The following is a 17,019-nucleotide window of genomic DNA, read 5'->3' as shown; positions in this document are numbered from 1 at the left end:
AGGAACAAACGAATGACGACACCCGCTAAGGTCGCATTTCTGGGCTTAGGCGTCATGGGTTACCCCATGGCAGGTCACCTCAAGAACAAAGGCGGTCACGACGTTACGGTTTACAACCGAACAACCGCTAAAGCCGAGAAGTGGGCCAAGGAATTCGGTGGCAGCTTCGCAGCGACACCCGCCGAAGCTGTGCACGATGCGGATTTTGTTTTCGCCTGTGTCGGCAATGATGATGATCTTCGCTTCGTGACCATCGGCCATGACGGAGCCTTCTCAACCATGAAGAAGGACGCAATTTTCATCGACAATACGACGGCATCCGCCGAGGTGGCCCGTGAACTCGACGCAGAAGCGCAAAAGCTCGGTTTTCATTTCATCGATGCACCAGTCTCCGGCGGACAGGCAGGAGCCGAGAACGGCGTGCTCACCGTCATGGTCGGTGCATCTGAATCCGTTTTCGAGCGCGCCCAACCGGTTATCGATTCTTATGCGCGCATGGTTGGTCTTATGGGGCCAGTTGGTTCCGGCCAGCTTGCGAAGATGGTCAATCAGATCTGTATTGCCGGTCTTGTTCAAGGGCTGGCTGAAGGCATCCATTTCGGCAAGAAAGCCGGCCTCGATATCGAAAAGCTGATCTCGGTGATCTCGAAGGGGGCCGCTGGTTCATGGCAGATGGAAAACCGGTCCGGAACCATGAACCAGGGCAAATATGATTTCGGCTTTGCCGTTGACTGGATGCGCAAGGATCTTGGCATCTGCCTTGAAGAAGCCGACCGTAATGGCGCGCTGCTGCCCGTCACGGCGCTTGTGGATCAATTCTATAAGGAAGTGCAGAAGATCGGTGGCAACCGCTGGGATACGTCTTCACTGCTCGCGCGGCTTGAAAAGTGATCAATACCATCCAAATGAAAAAAGCCCGGTAACGATGCCGGGCTTTTTTATTAGTATCCTAAGCTTAGAACTTCACTTTGGCCGTCAGCGAAAGCGCACCAACGAAATCGTTGCCGAATTCGCCCTTGGAGCCGGTCAGGCTCGGTTTACCATCGACGACGGTGTCATCGAGTTCACCTGAAGAAAGCCAGCCAGCAGCGCCAGCCAGACGAACTTCGAATTGATCGTTCGGCTTATAATTCGTGCCTAGACCAAAGAGCCAGATATCGGTCTGGGAAGTCAGGCCCGTGCTGGTGCCACGATCCCAGGTAACAGTTGCAGCAGTCGACCACTGGTCATTGAACTTGTGCCCAACACCGCCGCTCACTGTCCAGCCATCTTGATAGTATAGGCTCAAGCTGGTGATTTTTGTCCCCTGCGGAGCGACTTTGCTATCAGCGGACACGAAGTCCACCGATTCAATGCTGGACCAATCCGTCCACTTCACCGAACCAAATGCGAGCCAGTCAGGAGCAATACCGGTCTGAAACTTGAATTCCACCGACTGAGGTGTCGCGACGTCACTTTCGACATTAATTGGTATGCCGCGACCCGTGAGCGGATTGAGTGCGAGATTATCAATCGTACCTTCGAGATCGTATTTGACTTTTGACTGATAGACGAGCGTGGCACGCATCGCATATTCAGGAATTTCATAGGCCGCACCAAGGCGCCAACCTACAGCCTCGTCTTCAACATCCAGCGACGCTACGCGAAATGAGCCGCCGAATGCCGAGCCGGGAGGGACCATCTTGGTCTGCTCACCTTTGAGCTCCTGATAGCTCACACCGCCGAGGATACGAAAGTAGCTTTTTTCACCGGCTGCAAAACGATACGAACAATTCACGCCGTAATCGTTCGAAGAAATCTTCTGCTCGATAGCAGTGAACATACGAACGGTGTTGGTGCCAACGTCGGTTTCGATACCCCAAGGCTGACGATATTGCGCCGCGCAAGCAAGATCGTCAGTCAAGTCGAACTTTGCAGAAGCTTTAGGAACCCAATAGCTCTTTGCTTCGTCAACGCTGGTTTCATAGGGCTGGCGCGTGATCGGATTGATGCCACCAGTGGCCGCACCGACCCGTGAGCCATGGATGTTCTTCAGCTTACGCTGCGGAGCGACATAGGTGCCCGTCGCATCAACTGCATTGCCTTTTTCGAAGAGAATATCGAAATCCTGCGAGCTACGCTCGAAGCCACCGGCGTTGGCAGCAACCGCGCTCCCAAGGAGAGCCGCGACCATTCCCGCCATTTTCACGCGCTGTACACTCATAAATGTCCTCCCACAGAGCATCAGTATTAACGTTGACGAAAACGTAAATCAGGAAGGATTCGGGCCGCAAGACCCACTAACTTGGATTAGCATCGTCGGATTTTCGACGCATCCGTCGAAAATGGCTAAAACATTAAGTACCTCACCATTTCATTAGAAGAATTCAACCAAGCACATGGCGAAATATGCCTAAATTGGCCTATTTTCGGCCCATTTTTCGCCTTGTTGCGAAAGCGCAACATTGCAGAAAAACAATCGAAATCGGAGTTCGATCATGCTCTCCAGCCATTGAAACGCTCGGAAGTTCTATCATTGCGGATAAAAAACACCCGGCCGTGAAATGCACACGGCCGGGTGTTTGATTCGGAAGCAGGACGCTTTCTGACGTTAGGTCAAATCAGCCTGCATCACGTATGCGTGACTCAGCAGTTGCCACACGCTGCGCCGCTTCTTTGAGCTCGATCAGTCGTTCACGCTCTGCTTCAACGACGTCTTCGCGCGCATTTGCAACGAATTTCTCGTTGGAGAGCTTCTTCTCGATGCGATCCATTTCAGCAGCAATCTTGCCAGCTTCCTTGGCGAGACGTGCAGCTTCGGCCTTGAGGTCGATCAGATTGCCAAGCGGAATGCAGATTGTCGCCTCGCCGAGCAGCATCTGCGCCGAGCCTTTGGGAGCCTGCGCTTCGAACGAGACGCTTTCCACGCGGGCAAGGCGCTTGATCGCTGCGTCATGTCGGGCAAACCGCTCGACGCTTGTCGCATTGGCGTCCAGAACCACGACCGGGGCAATTGCGCCTGCCGGAACGTTCATTTCTGCACGTACCGAACGAATGCCGGTAACGAGATCGACAAGCCAGTTGATGTCCGCTGCCGCTTCCTCGTCCTCAAAGGACAATTCCGGCCACGCAGCAAGTGCCAGCACCGTGTCGCGCTTCTGCCCCTCGCCTGCGGTCAAGGTCCAGAGTTCTTCCGTCATGAAAGGCATGAACGGATGCAGCAGCTTGTAGATCTGGTCGAGACAATAGGCTGCGGTGGCCTGAGCTTCCGCCTTGGCAGCTTCATCGTCACCCATGAAGATCGGCTTCAGCAACTCCAGATACCAATCGCAGAACTGGTTCCATACAAAACGATAGGCCGCACCGGCTGCTTCATTAAAGCGATATGTGTCGATACCGTCCGTCACGGCGCGCGTTGCTTTGGTCAGCTCGGTCAGAATCCAGCGATTGACGGCAAGTTTGGCATTTTCCGGCTGGAATCCGGCATCGAGTTTCACACCATTCATCTGAGCAAAACGCGTGGCGTTCCAGAGTTTGGTGCCAAAATTTCGATAGCCAGCAATACGAGCCGGATCGAGCTTCACGTCACGACCCTGAGCAGCCATGATAGCAAGGGTGAACCGCAGCGCGTCAGCGCCGTATTCATCCATCAGCTCCAGCGGATCAATGACGTTGCCTTTCGACTTCGACATTTTCGCGCCATGCTTGTCGCGAACCAGAGCATGGAGATAAACCGTATGGAACGGGATCTCTTCCATGAAATGGAGGCCCATCATCATCATGCGGGCAACCCAGAAGAACAGGATATCGAAGCCCGTAACCAGTACACTGGTTGGATAGTAGGTGGCGAGTTCCGGCGTCTTATCCGGCCAGCCGAGAGTCGAGAATGGCCACAGTGCCGACGAAAACCATGTGTCGAGAACGTCAGTATCACGCTCCAGCACGACATCCTCACCATAGTGAGCACGTGCAGCAGCTTTCGCTTCCTCTTCGCTTTTTTCGACAAAATACTGGCCGTCCGGGCCGTACCATGCCGGTATCTGGTGTCCCCACCAGAGCTGGCGGGAAACCGCCCATGGCTGAATGTTTTCCATCCAGTCAAAATAGGTCTTTTCCCAGTTCGCCGGGACGATTTTTGTCTTGCCTTCGCGTACTGCCGCCATTGCCGGTTTGGCCAGTTCGCCAGCGTTCACATACCACTGGTCGGTCAGGTAAGGCTCGATCGGAACGCCGCCACGGTCGCCATGGGGAACCGCGTGTGCGTGGTCCTCGATCTTTTCCAGATAGCCGCGTTCGTCCATCAGTTCGACAATGCGCTTGCGCGCTGCGAAGCGGTCTTGCCCTTCGAGTTCGTGAATAAGCGCCTTCAATTCCGGCGTCAGTTGCAGCCCTTCGAGGAAATCAACGTTGTCTTTGATCGTTATCGAGGCATTCGTCGTTAGAATGTTGATAGCGCGTAGTTCATTCCGCTTTCCGACCTCGAAATCGTTGAAGTCGTGCGCAGGCGTGATCTTGACAGCGCCGGAACCGGCTTCCGGATCAGCATAATCGTCGGCAACGATTGGAATGTGGCGACCGACAAGCGGCAACACGACATCGTTGCCAACCAGAGCATGGTAACGCTCATCCTTAGGATTGACCGCAACGCCGGTATCGCCCAGCATGGTTTCCGGACGCGTCGTCGCGACCACAATGTAGGTATGCGGGTTTTCTGGATCGAAAGGAACATTCTCAAGCGGATAACGGAAATGCCAGAGATGGCCTTTCGTTTCACGCGATTCGACCTCGATGTCCGATATCGCCGTCAGCAGCTTCGGATCCCAGTTGACCAGACGCTTGTCGCGATAAATGAGTCCCTGCTTGTAGAGCGAGACAAACACTTCCAGAACCGCGCGCGACAGCCCCTCATCCATGGTGAATCGCTCGCGCGACCAGTCGCATGATGCACCCAGACGGCGCAACTGGTTGGAAATCATGCCACCGGATTCAGCCTTCCACTGCCAGATCCGTTCGATGAACTTCTCGCGGCCCATGGCATGACGGTTCGGCTCCTGCCGTTCCATCAACTGGCGTTCGACGACCATCTGCGTTGCGATGCCCGCATGATCCATGCCAGGCTGCCACAGCACATTCTTGCCGCGCATGCGCTCGAAGCGGACCATTATGTCCTGAATCGTATTGTTGAGCGCGTGGCCCATATGCAGCGATCCGGTAACATTCGGCGGCGGAATAACCACTGCGAACGGATCGGCTCCCGGCTTAGCGCCTGCACCCGCCTTGAATGCACCCGCTTCTTCCCAGCGTTCAGCAATTTTCGGCTCTATCGCCGCGGCGTCATAGGTCTTCTCAAGCATGGAATTATCCGGTCTTTATGCGCGATGAATGGATTGAAGGCTCAATAGCAACTAACAGGTGACAAATCACTTTAAAAGTGACGGCGCCACTGTCGGTCGTTCTAAAAGTGAAAACCCGCCTGCTGAACAGACGGGTAACATTTCAAAAAAATCACCCGTTGCCGGTTATCGGTCGCCACGCACAACGCGTTCGATTTCTTCCCGAACAAGCCGCTCTACAAGCGTCGGCAGATTATTGTCGAGCCAGTCTTGCAGCATCGGCCGCAAGAGTTCCGTTGCGATGTCGTCAAACGAACGACGCGGTTCCGCCCGAACGGCATGATTTAAGTCCTGAAATGCCGCAGCCACCTGACGTTCCGCGATCTGCGACATCATATGGGCAATAGGCTGCGTCTTGGCCAGCGGCTCTACGACAGGCGCTGCAGCCTCGGGCTGAACCGGAGTTTCCTGCTCGGCAATGGCAGGCTCCTGCTCTATTTCCGCATCGAGTTCAGATTCGAGCAGGGCATCAACCGTCTCGGCCACTCCCTCTTCAACCGACAGATCGGCTTCTTCCAGAGATATATCGGCGTCGGCGGGTTGATCAAACGACGTCGTAGCCGCAGTTTTGGAATGATCATCGTTTTGAGCATCGAGAACAATTTCGTCCTCGTCGTCGGCTTCGCCTTCAAGTTCTGGCGCTGCCTGCGAAGGTTCGACAATCGAACCGCGCAATGTCGGCTCATCCTGGAACACATTGCGCATCATTGCGGGTTTTTCCGGCTGCACAACCGGTTGTTCCGGAACCGGACGACGGAATTCTGCAACCTCCCCACGAACCGGAGAAGTTGCTGCGGCCCCGGACGCGGGCTGGCGGGTGACATCGCTATCTTCAATGATCCTGCGGATGGAAGCGAGAATCTCTTCCATCGACGGTTCACGTGCTGCGCTGGATGTCTGTGCCATGGCTACTATCCGCTTTCCTGTATTGCGACATTGTCTGCAAAAGACAGAGAATCAATGGATTAAGGGTAGCGGACGATCCCCTGTTTGAGAATCCCCAGCCAAGACACGATGGTTCAAACTCACAGCTTTATGGATTTATTAAGAATTGAAGGTGCCGCGAAATGCCGAATCGAGAGCAAAATAAAAGGCACCCGAAGGTGCCTTTCAACTTCCAGTTCAGCGCGCCAACGATCAACGACCGTCTGGCGTGCGCAGGCCGAACCACTTGTCCTTGACGGCCTTGTAATGTTCTTCCGGCTTGTACTCGGCAACCTGCAAGCCCATCTGGCTGGCAGTCATACGGCCTGTCGCGTTCAGAAGCGCATAGCTGGCGACAATCACATTGCGCTCGGATTCGACCAGAGCGATCTGTGCGGTAATCAGGTCGTTCTGCGCATTCAAAACGTCGAGCGTCGTACGCTGACCAACCTTGCGCTCTTCGATGACACCATCGAGAGCAAGCTGCGCGGCGGCAATGCCGTCACGATTCGCCTTGACCGATGCACGAGCCGCTTCAAGCTGCGACCACGCCGAACCGATAGCCTGACGGACCTGATCGCGAACGACATCAACTTCAATGCGCGCCTGACCGAGCTGTTCCTTGGACTGGCGGACCTGAGCCGAAGTGCGGCCACCGGTATAGATCGGAATGCTGACACCAACGCCGATCGATGCTGAATTACCATCAGTCTGCGAACCGCCTTCACCGGCATAGGTATCGAGACGGCTGGCACTTGCGGTAAGGCCGACAGAAGGAAGCAAAGCGCCCTCTCTGGCCTTCACGTTATATCCGGCGGCGTTAACGGCATACTGCGTTGCGAGAATGCCAGGATGCCCGGTCGTCGCAATGTTGAAGGCCTGATTTGGCGAACTTGGCAGATTCCTGGCAGCAGCAGCCGTCGCAAGCTTGTCCGGCTGAACGCCGACAACCTGCACATAGGTCGCTTCAGCCGATTTGACATCCGCACGGGCTGAATTCAGCGCAGCGACAGCTGTCGAACGGCTTGCATCGGCCTGTGCAACGTCTGTGCGCGTACCTTCACCAACATCAAGGCGAGCGCGAGCGGCGCGAACCTGTTCGTTCAAGGCTGCAAGGTTACGTTCACGCAGTACCGCAATCTGGCGAGACTGATAAACATCCATGTAAGCGGTCACCGCTTCATAGAGTCTGTTCTGCTCTTCATTGCGGAGATTTTCGCGCTGGGCGAAGACCTGGGTTTCTGCGGCAGCGACATTGTTCTTGGTTTGAAACCCATCGAACAGCATCTGGTTCAGCTCGATGCCGAACGTGCCTGTCGTACGATATCCCTGACTTGAAGGTGTCTTGCCACGCCCTACGTTATAAGAACCGGTAATCTGCGGGCGATAACCGGACTTGGCGATTGCGACACCTTCGTCCGTGACACGGACCCCTGCGCGGGAATAGTTCAGGTTAGCATTGTTCTTGTAGGCTTTCACGAGAGCGCCGGTTAACGTCTCCGAGAACGCCGCCTGCCCCGTTAAGATGGTGCCAGACAACAATGCTGCGGCCGCTACCAGTCCTTTGCACGTTTTGAACACCGGGTACCTCATTTTAAGAACAAACGAATCCAACTATCGAACCGATCGGTTCGGGCAAAACCTAATAACCTCTAAATTCGGTTATTTCCATTGCCCCCGCCAGAGCTTGCACAAACAAATTCCGCAGCGTTGCAGAATTGTATCATCCGCTAAAATTAAAACTCGAACTGTGGAACGCGCTCGAATCCAGGCAGCGGACGAACCGCAGTGTTGAACACACCGCGTCCCGATGCAACACCATTTTCTTTAACATAAATCCGCGCAACTCCCGCATTCCCGCGGCCTTCAACAGCGACGAGGCGTCCACCATCCTTCAACTGGCTGAGAAGCGTATCAGGAATGAAATCGACTGCACCCTCAATTACGATCACGTCATATGGAGCTTCCGACGGATAGCCTGCCTGCAGCTCACCTGAAACGATCACAACATTGTCATGGCCCAATTCTGCCAGACGGGCAGTCGCAGCGGCCGACAATGCGGAATCACTTTCGAGGCCGATGACCGAACCTGCAAGGTTGGAGAGAATAGCTGCAGAATATCCGGTGCCGCAGCCGATATCGAGAACCACATCGGTCTTCTTGACGCGCGCAAGCTGCACGAGCTTGGCAAAGGGCGAAGGCTCCATGAGGTAGCGAGGCTGCTTGCCTTCGCTTTCGAGAAGCTGATCTTCATCGATATAGGCAAGCACCTGACGGGCGGCGGGAACGAAAGCCTCGCGCGGGACAGTCAGGAAAGCATCGATAACCGCCAGATCGGTTACGTCCGTCGTACGGATCTGATTGTCGACCATCTTTGTGCGAAGATCCTGGAAATCGGCTGCCATAGCCCTAAACCCTTCCTTGTCGCGGAATGCGATGTTTCATGCCATCAGCGCCTGTCAGCCAAGATTGATCCGCTCTTCCTAATGAGCGGTTCAAATCCGTTTCTCGCTGCCAAGGCACCATAAACGAGATTTGCCGTTGATGTGGCAAAAATCGCGGGTCCAGTCAATGAAACACAGCATTTGCGGCATTCATGCTCACGGATACCCCGCCATTGATTATCGGAATCGGGATACAGAAAAACCGGAAAGCCTTTGGCTTCCCGGCATCCTGATGCGTATTCAAAAAAACGCATCCCGAAACCGTTTCACACTTTCGGGATGCGCTCTAGCTTTTGCAGCACTTTGATACAAGCGCCTCTCAAATCACATTATTGCGCACTCGTTGCCGGATATCCGGCTGCAGCCAATGCGGAAAGCACAGCATCCTGTGAAACAGTGCCGCCGAACTCCACCTCTTTCTTGTCGAGATCGATATCGATTGGCGCAGTTGCATCGAGTTTACGCAGCGCGACGGTAACGTTATCGGCACAACCACCGCATTTCATCTTGGGAACGGAAAACTTCATCAAGTTGGTCACTCCTTTTGGATATGACACTAAGATGGAGCTTCCCATCGTGGTAAGGTCAAGAGCTATTTTGTCAATCGCCGTCTAGGGCGCTTCACACGTCTCCGGCACGCTCTTTTCCAGTTCCAGCGGCGACTTGGTCAACGAGCCTGTCATGATCTGCATCGGCTTGAACGGCGGTTCTTCCTGCATACCCGGATTTGTGAGATGAATCGTGTAGCAGCCTGTAAAGACTTCCTTCTTTCCATCCGCCGTCTCCGCTTCGATAGCCAGCGGCTGACTCCAGTAGATCTGGCCTGCGCCTGGATCGGGATCGGTTTTCCGCAGCGCGACCTTCACGCTCTTGGTGGTCTCGTAGCCCTTTACGAAGGTCTTGAAATCAGGCTCCCGCCCCTCTTCGGAATAATAGCCGTAGGCCCGGGTATATTCCTTGCGATTGATCGCATTGTAATAAGATTCAATCAGCGCCTGCGGCGTGGAACGATCATCGCGATAGTCCGGGACCGTCACCCCTCCGGCTGCATCCTGTGTCTGCTCGGAAGGCTTGGTTTCTTCCACCGGCTCGGAAGCATTGTCATGCTTCTCCTGAACGTTTCTGGGAGTCTCTTCGGGCGCAGCCTTCTGTGGATTTTGCGCCGAGGCACCTCCGGCCGAAAGGCCCGCCAGCCCCGTGCTCAGAAGGCCGATCACAGCAGCCAGCATGAGAGGTTTCATCCGGTCATTCGACATTCGCTTCTCCTCTTCCTAGCAAACTTTTTGCGGAGCGCGTCATGAGCGCTCCCAATTTGGTGTATTGCAGTAATGATGTTACAACACTAACTATAGTGAAAACGTGGCAATCGCAGAGGAAACTCAGCCTGTTGCGACAAGAATGGACGATTCTCCGTCCATATGCCAGCACGATACCGGAAGAGAAAAATGGGCCGTTTCGCAGTCATGACGCTAACCGATAAAGCAGCTGATCGCGTTCGCGAGATTATCGCATCGCGCGATGGCGCGCTTGGTATCCGGGTGGGTGTGAAAAAAGGCGGATGCGCCGGAATGGAATACACCATCGATCTCGTCACGGAGGCCAAAGCTGGCGACGATGTGATCAAGAAGGACGGTGCCCATGTTTTCATCGCACCGGAAGCGGTTCTTTTCCTGCTTGGCACCCAGATGGATTTCGAAGTGACGACGCTGCGAACGGGTTTTGTCTTCAACAATCCGAACCAAACATCGGCTTGCGGCTGTGGCGAATCCGTCGAAATCCAGGCTGCCTCTCCTGAAAGCCTTCGCGATATGCAAGGCGCAGCCTAGAGCACTTCCTGTTTTTATGCGCCTCTAGTTCCGCAAGCCGTTTCACGCTTTTTGGGACGTGCTCCAGAAAAGGTTCGTTCGCCAATGGATGACGAAGCTCTTCGCGATCTGTTGCAGGACTTTGGCCCCATCAGCATCCGACGCATGTTCGGCGGCAAGGGCATTTATCATCAAGGCCTGATTTTTGCGCTCGTCGTCCGCGACGAGTTGCTCTTCAAGGCCGACGAAATAACCATTCCTGAATTTCTCGACGCCGGTGCCAACCAATGGACCTATGAAGGCCGCAAAGGTGGGGATCCAATTGCCATGCCTTATTGGAGCGTGCCGAGCGAGGCTTTCGATGACCCGGAAGTGATGACACGCTGGGCACGTCTTGCCTATGACGCCGCTTTGCGAAGCGAGAAAACCAAGCCCAAAAAGAAACCGGCTGCAAAGCGCTAGCCTGCAGCCGATCAGTTCATTTCGGTGTTTCTTCTGTTAAACGCCAGTCGGAATCAGCATAAAAGCCGGAATATCATCACCGAATCCAACAGGTGTCGGACCGTCGTCGTCACGATCACGACGGCGCTTCGGTTCATGCTGAGGCCTGCCACGACGCTCGTCGTTCGAAGCGCGGATCGCGTCACGGCGATCACTGGCTTCAATCACCGGCTGCGGCTGTTCGGCAGGATCCATCGTCTCGACAGGCTTGGCTTTTGCCTTGTCTTTCGATTTTTCCTTGCCCTTGGCGTCCTTGCCTTGGGCATCCTTGCCTTTGCTGCGAGCATTTCTGCCCTTGCGCGGCTCATCCGCCTCGTCAGAAACTGGCAACGTTGACAAATCCCCGTCCCGCCATTCGATCTTTTCACCAATCATGTTTTCGATAGCAGCCAGATATTTCGTATCCGAAGGCGTTACGATAGTGAATGCCTTGCCAGAACGTCCGGCGCGACCGGTGCGACCAATGCGGTGAACATAATCTTCCGAATGGATGGGAACATCAAAGTTGAAAACGTGGCTCACATCAGGAATGTCAAGGCCGCGCGCAGCGACATCGGACGCGACCAGAAGCTGCAGTTTGCCGTCCTTGAAGTTAGCCAGCATGGCCATGCGAGCGCGCTGATCCATGTCCCCATGCAGGGCACCGGCATTGAACTCGTGCCGTGTCAGCGAACGGAAAAGCTCGGACACATCCTTCTTACGGTTGCAGAAGATGATCGCGTTCTTGAGCGTATCGCCTTCGGCACGGATGAGATCACGCAGGACCGCACGCTTGTCCCAATCCTTTTTGCTGGACTTTACCAGACGCTGGGTCACGGTCTTCGCCGTGGAGGAAGCCTTGGCAACCTCGATGCGTGAAGGAGAGTGCAGGAACTGTTCGGTCAGCTTGGTAATTTCCGGCGGCATGGTGGCCGAGAAAAACAAGGTCTGACGCGTAAATGGGATGAGCTTGCAGATACGCTCAATGTCGGGAATGAAGCCCATGTCGAGCATGCGGTCTGCCTCGTCGATGACGAGAATCTCAACGCCGGTCAACAGCAGCTTGCCGCGCTCGAAATGATCGAGAAGACGACCGGGTGTCGCGATCAGAACATCTGCACCGCGTTCCAGCTTGCGCTCCTGTTCATCGAACGAAACGCCACCAATCAAAAGGGCAACATTCAGCCGCTGATTGACACCGTATTTGGTGAAATTTTCCTCGACCTGAGCCGCGAGTTCACGGGTCGGCTCCAGGATGAGCGTGCGCGGCATGCGAGCCCGCGCCCTGCCCTTTTCCAGAAGCGTCAGCATCGGAAGCACGAAAGACGCCGTCTTGCCGGTGCCCGTCTGCGCGATACCGAGAACGTCCTTGCGTTCAAGTGCCGGAGGAATGGCTCCTGCCTGAATGGGTGTGGGCGCAGTATATCCCGCCGCTTCTACAGCAGCGAGCACTTTCGGGGAAAGACCGAGTTCGGCAAATGTCGTCAATGGAGGCGCAGCTCTCTGGTTTGGAAATGATTTCCACCCATCCTGTCATTGCGGCCGCGTCATCGGGCGCAGGAACCAAGGCAGAATAAGGCGTCTGCAACGCAATATGCGTCTTCTTGCAGCATCGCGTACGTCCACAGCGTGCAAAAGTCAACTAAAATACCATCCAAGGATATCAAATTGCTTCGATTGTGCTGTAATAAACGAAATCAAGGAGACACATGAACAAATTTACTCAAATTATCAACAGCTAAAGAGCATTCGGCATAGCTGAAGTCGCGCGGCATTTATCTGCCAGAACTAGTGCCTGAACTGTTCCGTCAGGATGCGCTCATCCCAGGAATGATTTCGATCGAACAGGATGGCGACCTGGCTGTTCGGCGCTTCCCGTACCGTTACAGACTTGACCGATTTGACCTCGTTATTATCGGCAACTGCATTGACGGGACGTTTTTCGGTTTCCAGCAAATCCATACGGACCGTCACATGCTTTGGCAGCAGGGCACCGCCCCACCGGCGCGGACGAAACGGGCTCACCGGTGTCAGTGCCAGAAGCGGCGCTTCGAGCGGCAGAATAGGCCCTTGTGCCGAAAGATTGTAGGCGGTGGAGCCAGCGGGCGTCGCGACCATAACGCCATCGCAAACGAGCTCGTCCAGGCGTACCTTGCCGTCAATCGTTATGCGGATTTTTGCGGCCTGATAGGATTGGCGGAACAATGAAACTTCATTGATCGCCAAAGCCTCGAACGATTGCCCGGAATCGGTTTCTGCGGCCATAACAAGCGGGCGAATGGTTTCCATCTGGGCGGCCAGAATACGCTCCGGCAGATCGTCCACACTGAACTCGTTCATCAGAAAACCGACCGACCCGCGATTCATGCCGTAAATCGGTGTACCACTGTTCATGAAGTCGCGAAGTGCCTGAAGCATGGTTCCATCGCCGCCGAGCGCGACGATAATATCGGCGTCTTCGGCAGCCACATGGCCGTAGCGAGCCACCAGCTCCTTTTGGGCGACAAGTGATTCTTCGGTTCCCGATGACAGAAAATGAAGCGCGAGCGATTTATCTTCCATATTTACCGTCCCGAATCCGGCCTAACTCTGACAAGTTTGCCGCTGTTTCCACAACCCGCTATTGGCTATCACATGAAAAACCCGGTTGCCATGACCTGCTTGCGATGAATTTTCGTTTTACAGCCGCTGCATTTGTGCTAATCGGGCGCAAGTGCCCTTATAGCTCAGTTGGTAGAGCACCTGATTTGTAATCAGGGGGTCGGGAGTTCGAGTCTCTCTGGGGGCACCACTTTTCTTTGCTGTTTGTCTTTGCATGTCCTGCGACATCGCCAAAGCCCCGCAAAACGTTGTTTCGGAAAACTTCAGCAACAATGCAAAAGAAGCGGTCAGGCTTCATTTTGTGCGACCTGTAGTCGGGAATCAAAAATGCGGCCCAAGAGCCGCATTTTGTTTATCTCGATCAAATTTCAATACCAGCCGACAGCCACTTGAGCCTCTTCGGACATACGGTCCGCGGTCCACGGCGGGTCAAATGTCATCGTAACTTCTACGAGAGAGACACCTTCGACGGCACCGACGGCATTCTCAACCCAGCCAGGCATCTCACCAGCAACGGGGCACCCAGGGGCTGTCAGGGTCATCTCGATCTTCACGGTGCGGTCGTCTTCGATGTCGATCTTGTAGATGAGACCAAGCTCGTAGATGTCGGCTGGGATCTCGGGATCATAAACCGTCTTCAAGGCCGCGATGATGTCGTCCGTCATACGCAGGAGGTCTTCCTGCGGAATGGCAGAAGCAGAAAACACCGAACTGCCTTCAGCCTTTTCTCCGCCCTCGACGGACGTGGTATCGACCGTTTGGTCGTGAACTTTCTGTTCCATATCGGTCATCCGAAAAACTTCCTTGCCTTTTCCAAGGCTTCCGCCAATGCATCCACTTCAGCACGGGTATTATACAGGGCGAAGGATGCACGGCATGTAGAGGTAACGCCGAAACGTTTCAAGAGCGGCTGTGCGCAATGCGTTCCGGCACGCACGGCCACCCCGGCCCTGTCGATCACCATCGACACGTCATGCGCATGAATTCCTTCCAGCGCAAACGAGATGATTGCGCCCTTATCTGGCGCGTTGCCGTAAATGCGCAACGAATTGATCCGCCCGAGCTGCTCATGCGCGTAGTCACGCAGATCTTCCTCATGGGCGAGAATGGCGTGACGGCCGATCTTTTCCATATATTCGAGTGCTGCACCAAGGCCGATCGCCTGAACGATGGGCGGTGTGCCCGCTTCAAAACGGTGCGGCGGATGATTGTAAGTAACGTTTTCTTCCGTCACTTCCTCGATCATTTCGCCACCGCCCTGGAAGGGACACATCTTTTCCAGCATCTCCGCGCGTCCATAGAGGACACCGATACCGGACGGACCATAGACCTTGTGTCCAGTGAAAACATACCAGTCGCAGCCCAGATCCTGCACATCGACCGGCAGATGCACCGCACCCTGGCTGCCGTCGACCAGCACCGGAATGCCGCGCGCATGGGCCAGTTCAACGATCTTCTTGATCGGGGTGACTGTGCCAAGCGCGTTGGACATGTGGGTGATTGCGACAAGCTTCGTACGCTCGGTCAGACGCTTTTCGAATTCCTCGATATGGAACACACCTTCGTCATCAACCGGTGTAAAGATCAGCTTCGCGCCCTGACGCTCGCGAATGAAATGCCATGGCACGATATTGGAGTGATGCTCCATGATCGACAGCAGGATTTCATCACCTTCGCCAATATTCGGCATGCCATAACCATAGGCGACCGTATTGATGGCTTCAGTAGCATTTTTGGTGAAGACGATCTCATCGACCGAGCCGGCATTCAGAAAACGACGGACGGTCTCGCGCGACTTTTCATAGGCATCGGTTGCGGCATTCGACAGGAAATGCAGGCCGCGATGCACATTCGCATATTCATTGGAATAAGCATGCGTCACCGCATCGATGACGCTTTGCGGCTTTTGCGCCGAAGCGCCATTGTCGAGATAGACAAGCGGCTTGCCGTGGACTTCGCGCGACAGGATCGGGAAATCCCGGCGGATGGCTTCCACGTCATAGGCCGCAACAAGCGGATTCTTCTGGTCCATGATCGTTCCCTTTGCCGTTCGGCAGGAAGGACAGCGCGCGCATCCGCGCGCTGTCGCACTCAATCAGGCCCGATTTACTCAGGCATGAATGGCGAGCCAGTTGGACAGCACTTCTTCCAGCGCTTCCACCAGCGTTTCGTCTTCCAGCTCTTCGATGATCTCGGCGATAAATGCCTTGATCAGCAGGCCCCGTGCGTCGTTTTCCGAAATGCCACGGGCCATCAGATAGAACAGATAGTCCTTGGAAAGCTCGGCAACCGTTGCGCCGTGACCGCAGGCCACGTCATCGGCAAAGATTTCGAGTTCCGGCTTGGCGTCGAACTCGCCTTCGTCCGAAAGCAGAAGCGTGTTGCAGGCCATGCGGGCATCGGTCTTCTGGGCGATCTGCGCAACGCGGATCATGCCCTGGAAAACGCCGCGCGCGCGGTCCTTCACCACATTGCGGATGATCTGGGTCGAACGGGTGTTTTCCACCAGATGGCCGACAGTCATGGTGATGTCGGTGTGGGTGTCGTCGGCCAGAAGATTGAGGCCACGAAGCTCGAAGTCGGAATCTTCGCCCGTCACATTGACGTGCACTTCCTGACGAACCAGCTTGCCGCCCGCATTGACGATGTAGAGCGTGAGCTTGGAGCCCTTGCCAATCGTCGCATTGAACTGCGAAAGCTGTGTTGCCTGACCGAAGTCGCGCAGGATGACCCAGAGGACTTCTGCGCCGTCGCCAACTGAAACATGGCTTACCGACGTCGAGAAAGCATCGCCCTCGCCGCCGTTCTGGCGCTCGATGATCGTTGCCTTGACGTCCGAACCGATGCGAACCGGAAAGCGCGTGTGGCCCTGTCCGGTCTTCTGGATGTTCTGGATTTCGAGAGGCGCTTCCAGCTCGGTGCCGTCGGCAATCGAAATCATCCAGCCATCGCTGACGTAAGCAGCGTTGATCTGGCCGATTGTATCGTCTGTGCCACGTGTCTTGAGCTGGAGAGCCAGCGAGCCGTCGGCCAGCGCTTCACGCACCGGCGTCAGCGACACGCCTTCGGGCGCCTTTGCGTCAAGCGCAACGCCATTGCTGGCGGCCAGAATGGTGGAACCGGCGAGCAATGCGGAAAGCGGCTGGGTACCAGCAGAACTGTCGAACGCGGCAACGCCCTTCAAAAGCGTGCGGAAATCCGTGTAATGCCAGCTTTCAACGCGGCGGGACGGAAGCCCGTGGGTCTTGAGCAGTTCAAGCGCCGTATCGCGTGCGACAACGACATCGCCGTTACCGGACAAATTGCCGATAAGATCGCCAAAACTATCGATCAGCGCGCTTTCAGCGGGCGTCCTCGGCTTTGCGGTCTGAGCGGTCTGGATATTCATAATCC

At 55.1% G+C, this 17,019-nt stretch carries 15 protein-coding genes and 1 tRNA gene; 4 read left to right on the top strand and 12 right to left on the bottom strand.

Annotated elements, in window-relative coordinates:
- Positions 1–12: 12 nt before the first annotated feature.
- Positions 13–891 (top strand): NAD(P)-dependent oxidoreductase, encoded by an 879-nt coding sequence (locus CQZ93_RS05865; RefSeq protein WP_105541755.1) that lies wholly within the window; start codon positions 13–15, stop codon positions 889–891.
- A gap of 64 nt (positions 892–955) precedes the next feature.
- Here the strand turns inward: CQZ93_RS05865 and CQZ93_RS05860 are convergent, their stop codons facing one another.
- The 7 genes from CQZ93_RS05860 to CQZ93_RS05830 all read right to left on the bottom strand — a co-directional run bounded on the left by CQZ93_RS05860 (position 956) and on the right by CQZ93_RS05830 (position 9,996).
- A complete protein-coding gene (locus CQZ93_RS05860; protein WP_286153446.1) occupies positions 956–2,173 on the bottom strand; it encodes an OmpP1/FadL family transporter in 1,218 nt (405 codons plus the stop codon).
- Positions 2,174–2,600: 427 nt separating this feature from the next.
- Positions 2,601–5,333, bottom strand: a complete 2,733-nt coding sequence (locus CQZ93_RS05855; RefSeq protein WP_105541754.1) for a valine--tRNA ligase — start codon at positions 5,331–5,333, stop codon at positions 2,601–2,603.
- A gap of 165 nt (positions 5,334–5,498) precedes the next feature.
- Positions 5,499–6,278, bottom strand: coding sequence for a PopZ family protein (locus tag CQZ93_RS05850; RefSeq protein WP_105541753.1), 780 nt, complete (start codon positions 6,276–6,278; stop codon positions 5,499–5,501).
- A gap of 231 nt (positions 6,279–6,509) precedes the next feature.
- A complete protein-coding gene (locus tag CQZ93_RS05845; RefSeq protein ID WP_105541752.1) occupies positions 6,510–7,889 on the bottom strand; it encodes a TolC family outer membrane protein in 1,380 nt (459 codons plus the stop codon).
- A 143-nt stretch (positions 7,890–8,032) separates the two neighbouring features.
- Positions 8,033–8,701, bottom strand: coding sequence for a protein-L-isoaspartate O-methyltransferase family protein (locus CQZ93_RS05840; RefSeq protein WP_105541751.1), 669 nt, complete (start codon positions 8,699–8,701; stop codon positions 8,033–8,035).
- A 368-nt stretch (positions 8,702–9,069) separates the two neighbouring features.
- Complete coding sequence (locus tag CQZ93_RS05835; protein WP_105541750.1) at positions 9,070–9,270, bottom strand: heavy-metal-associated domain-containing protein; 201 nt, start codon at positions 9,268–9,270, stop codon at positions 9,070–9,072.
- An 81-nt stretch (positions 9,271–9,351) separates the two neighbouring features.
- Positions 9,352–9,996 carry a hypothetical protein gene (locus tag CQZ93_RS05830; RefSeq protein WP_105541749.1) on the bottom strand — a complete coding sequence of 215 codons (645 nt, stop codon included), beginning with the start codon at positions 9,994–9,996 and terminating at the stop codon, positions 9,352–9,354.
- 189 nt (positions 9,997–10,185) lie between these two features.
- Here CQZ93_RS05830 and sufA point away from each other — a divergent pair, with 189 nt between their 5' ends.
- Both sufA and CQZ93_RS05820 read left to right on the top strand, forming a co-directional pair.
- Positions 10,186–10,566 (top strand): Fe-S cluster assembly scaffold SufA, encoded by a 381-nt coding sequence (gene sufA, locus CQZ93_RS05825; protein WP_105541748.1) that lies wholly within the window; start codon positions 10,186–10,188, stop codon positions 10,564–10,566.
- Between the two features lie 84 nt (positions 10,567–10,650).
- The gene (locus tag CQZ93_RS05820; protein WP_105541747.1) at positions 10,651–11,007 is read left to right on the top strand and encodes a TfoX/Sxy family protein; all 357 of its coding nucleotides are present in this window, start codon (positions 10,651–10,653) and stop codon (positions 11,005–11,007) included.
- Positions 11,008–11,043: 36 nt separating this feature from the next.
- Here the strand turns inward: CQZ93_RS05820 and CQZ93_RS05815 are convergent, their stop codons facing one another.
- A complete protein-coding gene (locus CQZ93_RS05815; RefSeq protein ID WP_105541746.1) occupies positions 11,044–12,513 on the bottom strand; it encodes a DEAD/DEAH box helicase in 1,470 nt (489 codons plus the stop codon).
- A 300-nt stretch (positions 12,514–12,813) separates the two neighbouring features.
- Positions 12,814–13,587 (bottom strand): NAD kinase, encoded by a 774-nt coding sequence (locus CQZ93_RS05810; protein ID WP_105541745.1) that lies wholly within the window; start codon positions 13,585–13,587, stop codon positions 12,814–12,816.
- A 153-nt stretch (positions 13,588–13,740) separates the two neighbouring features.
- On the opposite strand from CQZ93_RS05810, the gene CQZ93_RS05805 reads away from it, so the two are divergent.
- Positions 13,741–13,816: transfer RNA gene (locus CQZ93_RS05805), tRNA-Thr, on the top strand.
- Positions 13,817–13,994: 178 nt separating this feature from the next.
- Here CQZ93_RS05805 and CQZ93_RS05800 read toward each other — a convergent pair.
- From CQZ93_RS05800 to sufD, 3 genes are all read right to left on the bottom strand, one after another.
- The gene (locus tag CQZ93_RS05800) at positions 13,995–14,417 is read right to left on the bottom strand and encodes an SUF system Fe-S cluster assembly protein (protein WP_105541744.1); all 423 of its coding nucleotides are present in this window, start codon (positions 14,415–14,417) and stop codon (positions 13,995–13,997) included.
- Positions 14,414–15,658 carry a cysteine desulfurase gene (locus tag CQZ93_RS05795; RefSeq protein ID WP_105541743.1) on the bottom strand — a complete coding sequence of 415 codons (1,245 nt, stop codon included), beginning with the start codon at positions 15,656–15,658 and terminating at the stop codon, positions 14,414–14,416. The genes CQZ93_RS05800 and CQZ93_RS05795 overlap by 4 nt, the downstream gene beginning before the upstream one ends.
- Positions 15,659–15,736: 78 nt before the next feature.
- A complete protein-coding gene (gene sufD / locus CQZ93_RS05790) occupies positions 15,737–17,014 on the bottom strand; it encodes a Fe-S cluster assembly protein SufD (protein ID WP_105541742.1) in 1,278 nt (425 codons plus the stop codon).
- Between the last annotated feature and the right edge of the window lie 5 nt (positions 17,015–17,019).

The sequence above is a fragment of the Ochrobactrum vermis genome (assembly GCF_002975205.1).
GTDB classification, from domain to species: domain Bacteria; phylum Pseudomonadota; class Alphaproteobacteria; order Rhizobiales; family Rhizobiaceae; genus Brucella; species Brucella vermis.
The sequence above is the reverse complement of the archived record's forward strand: the minus strand, read 5'-3'. Positions and strand labels throughout refer to the sequence as shown.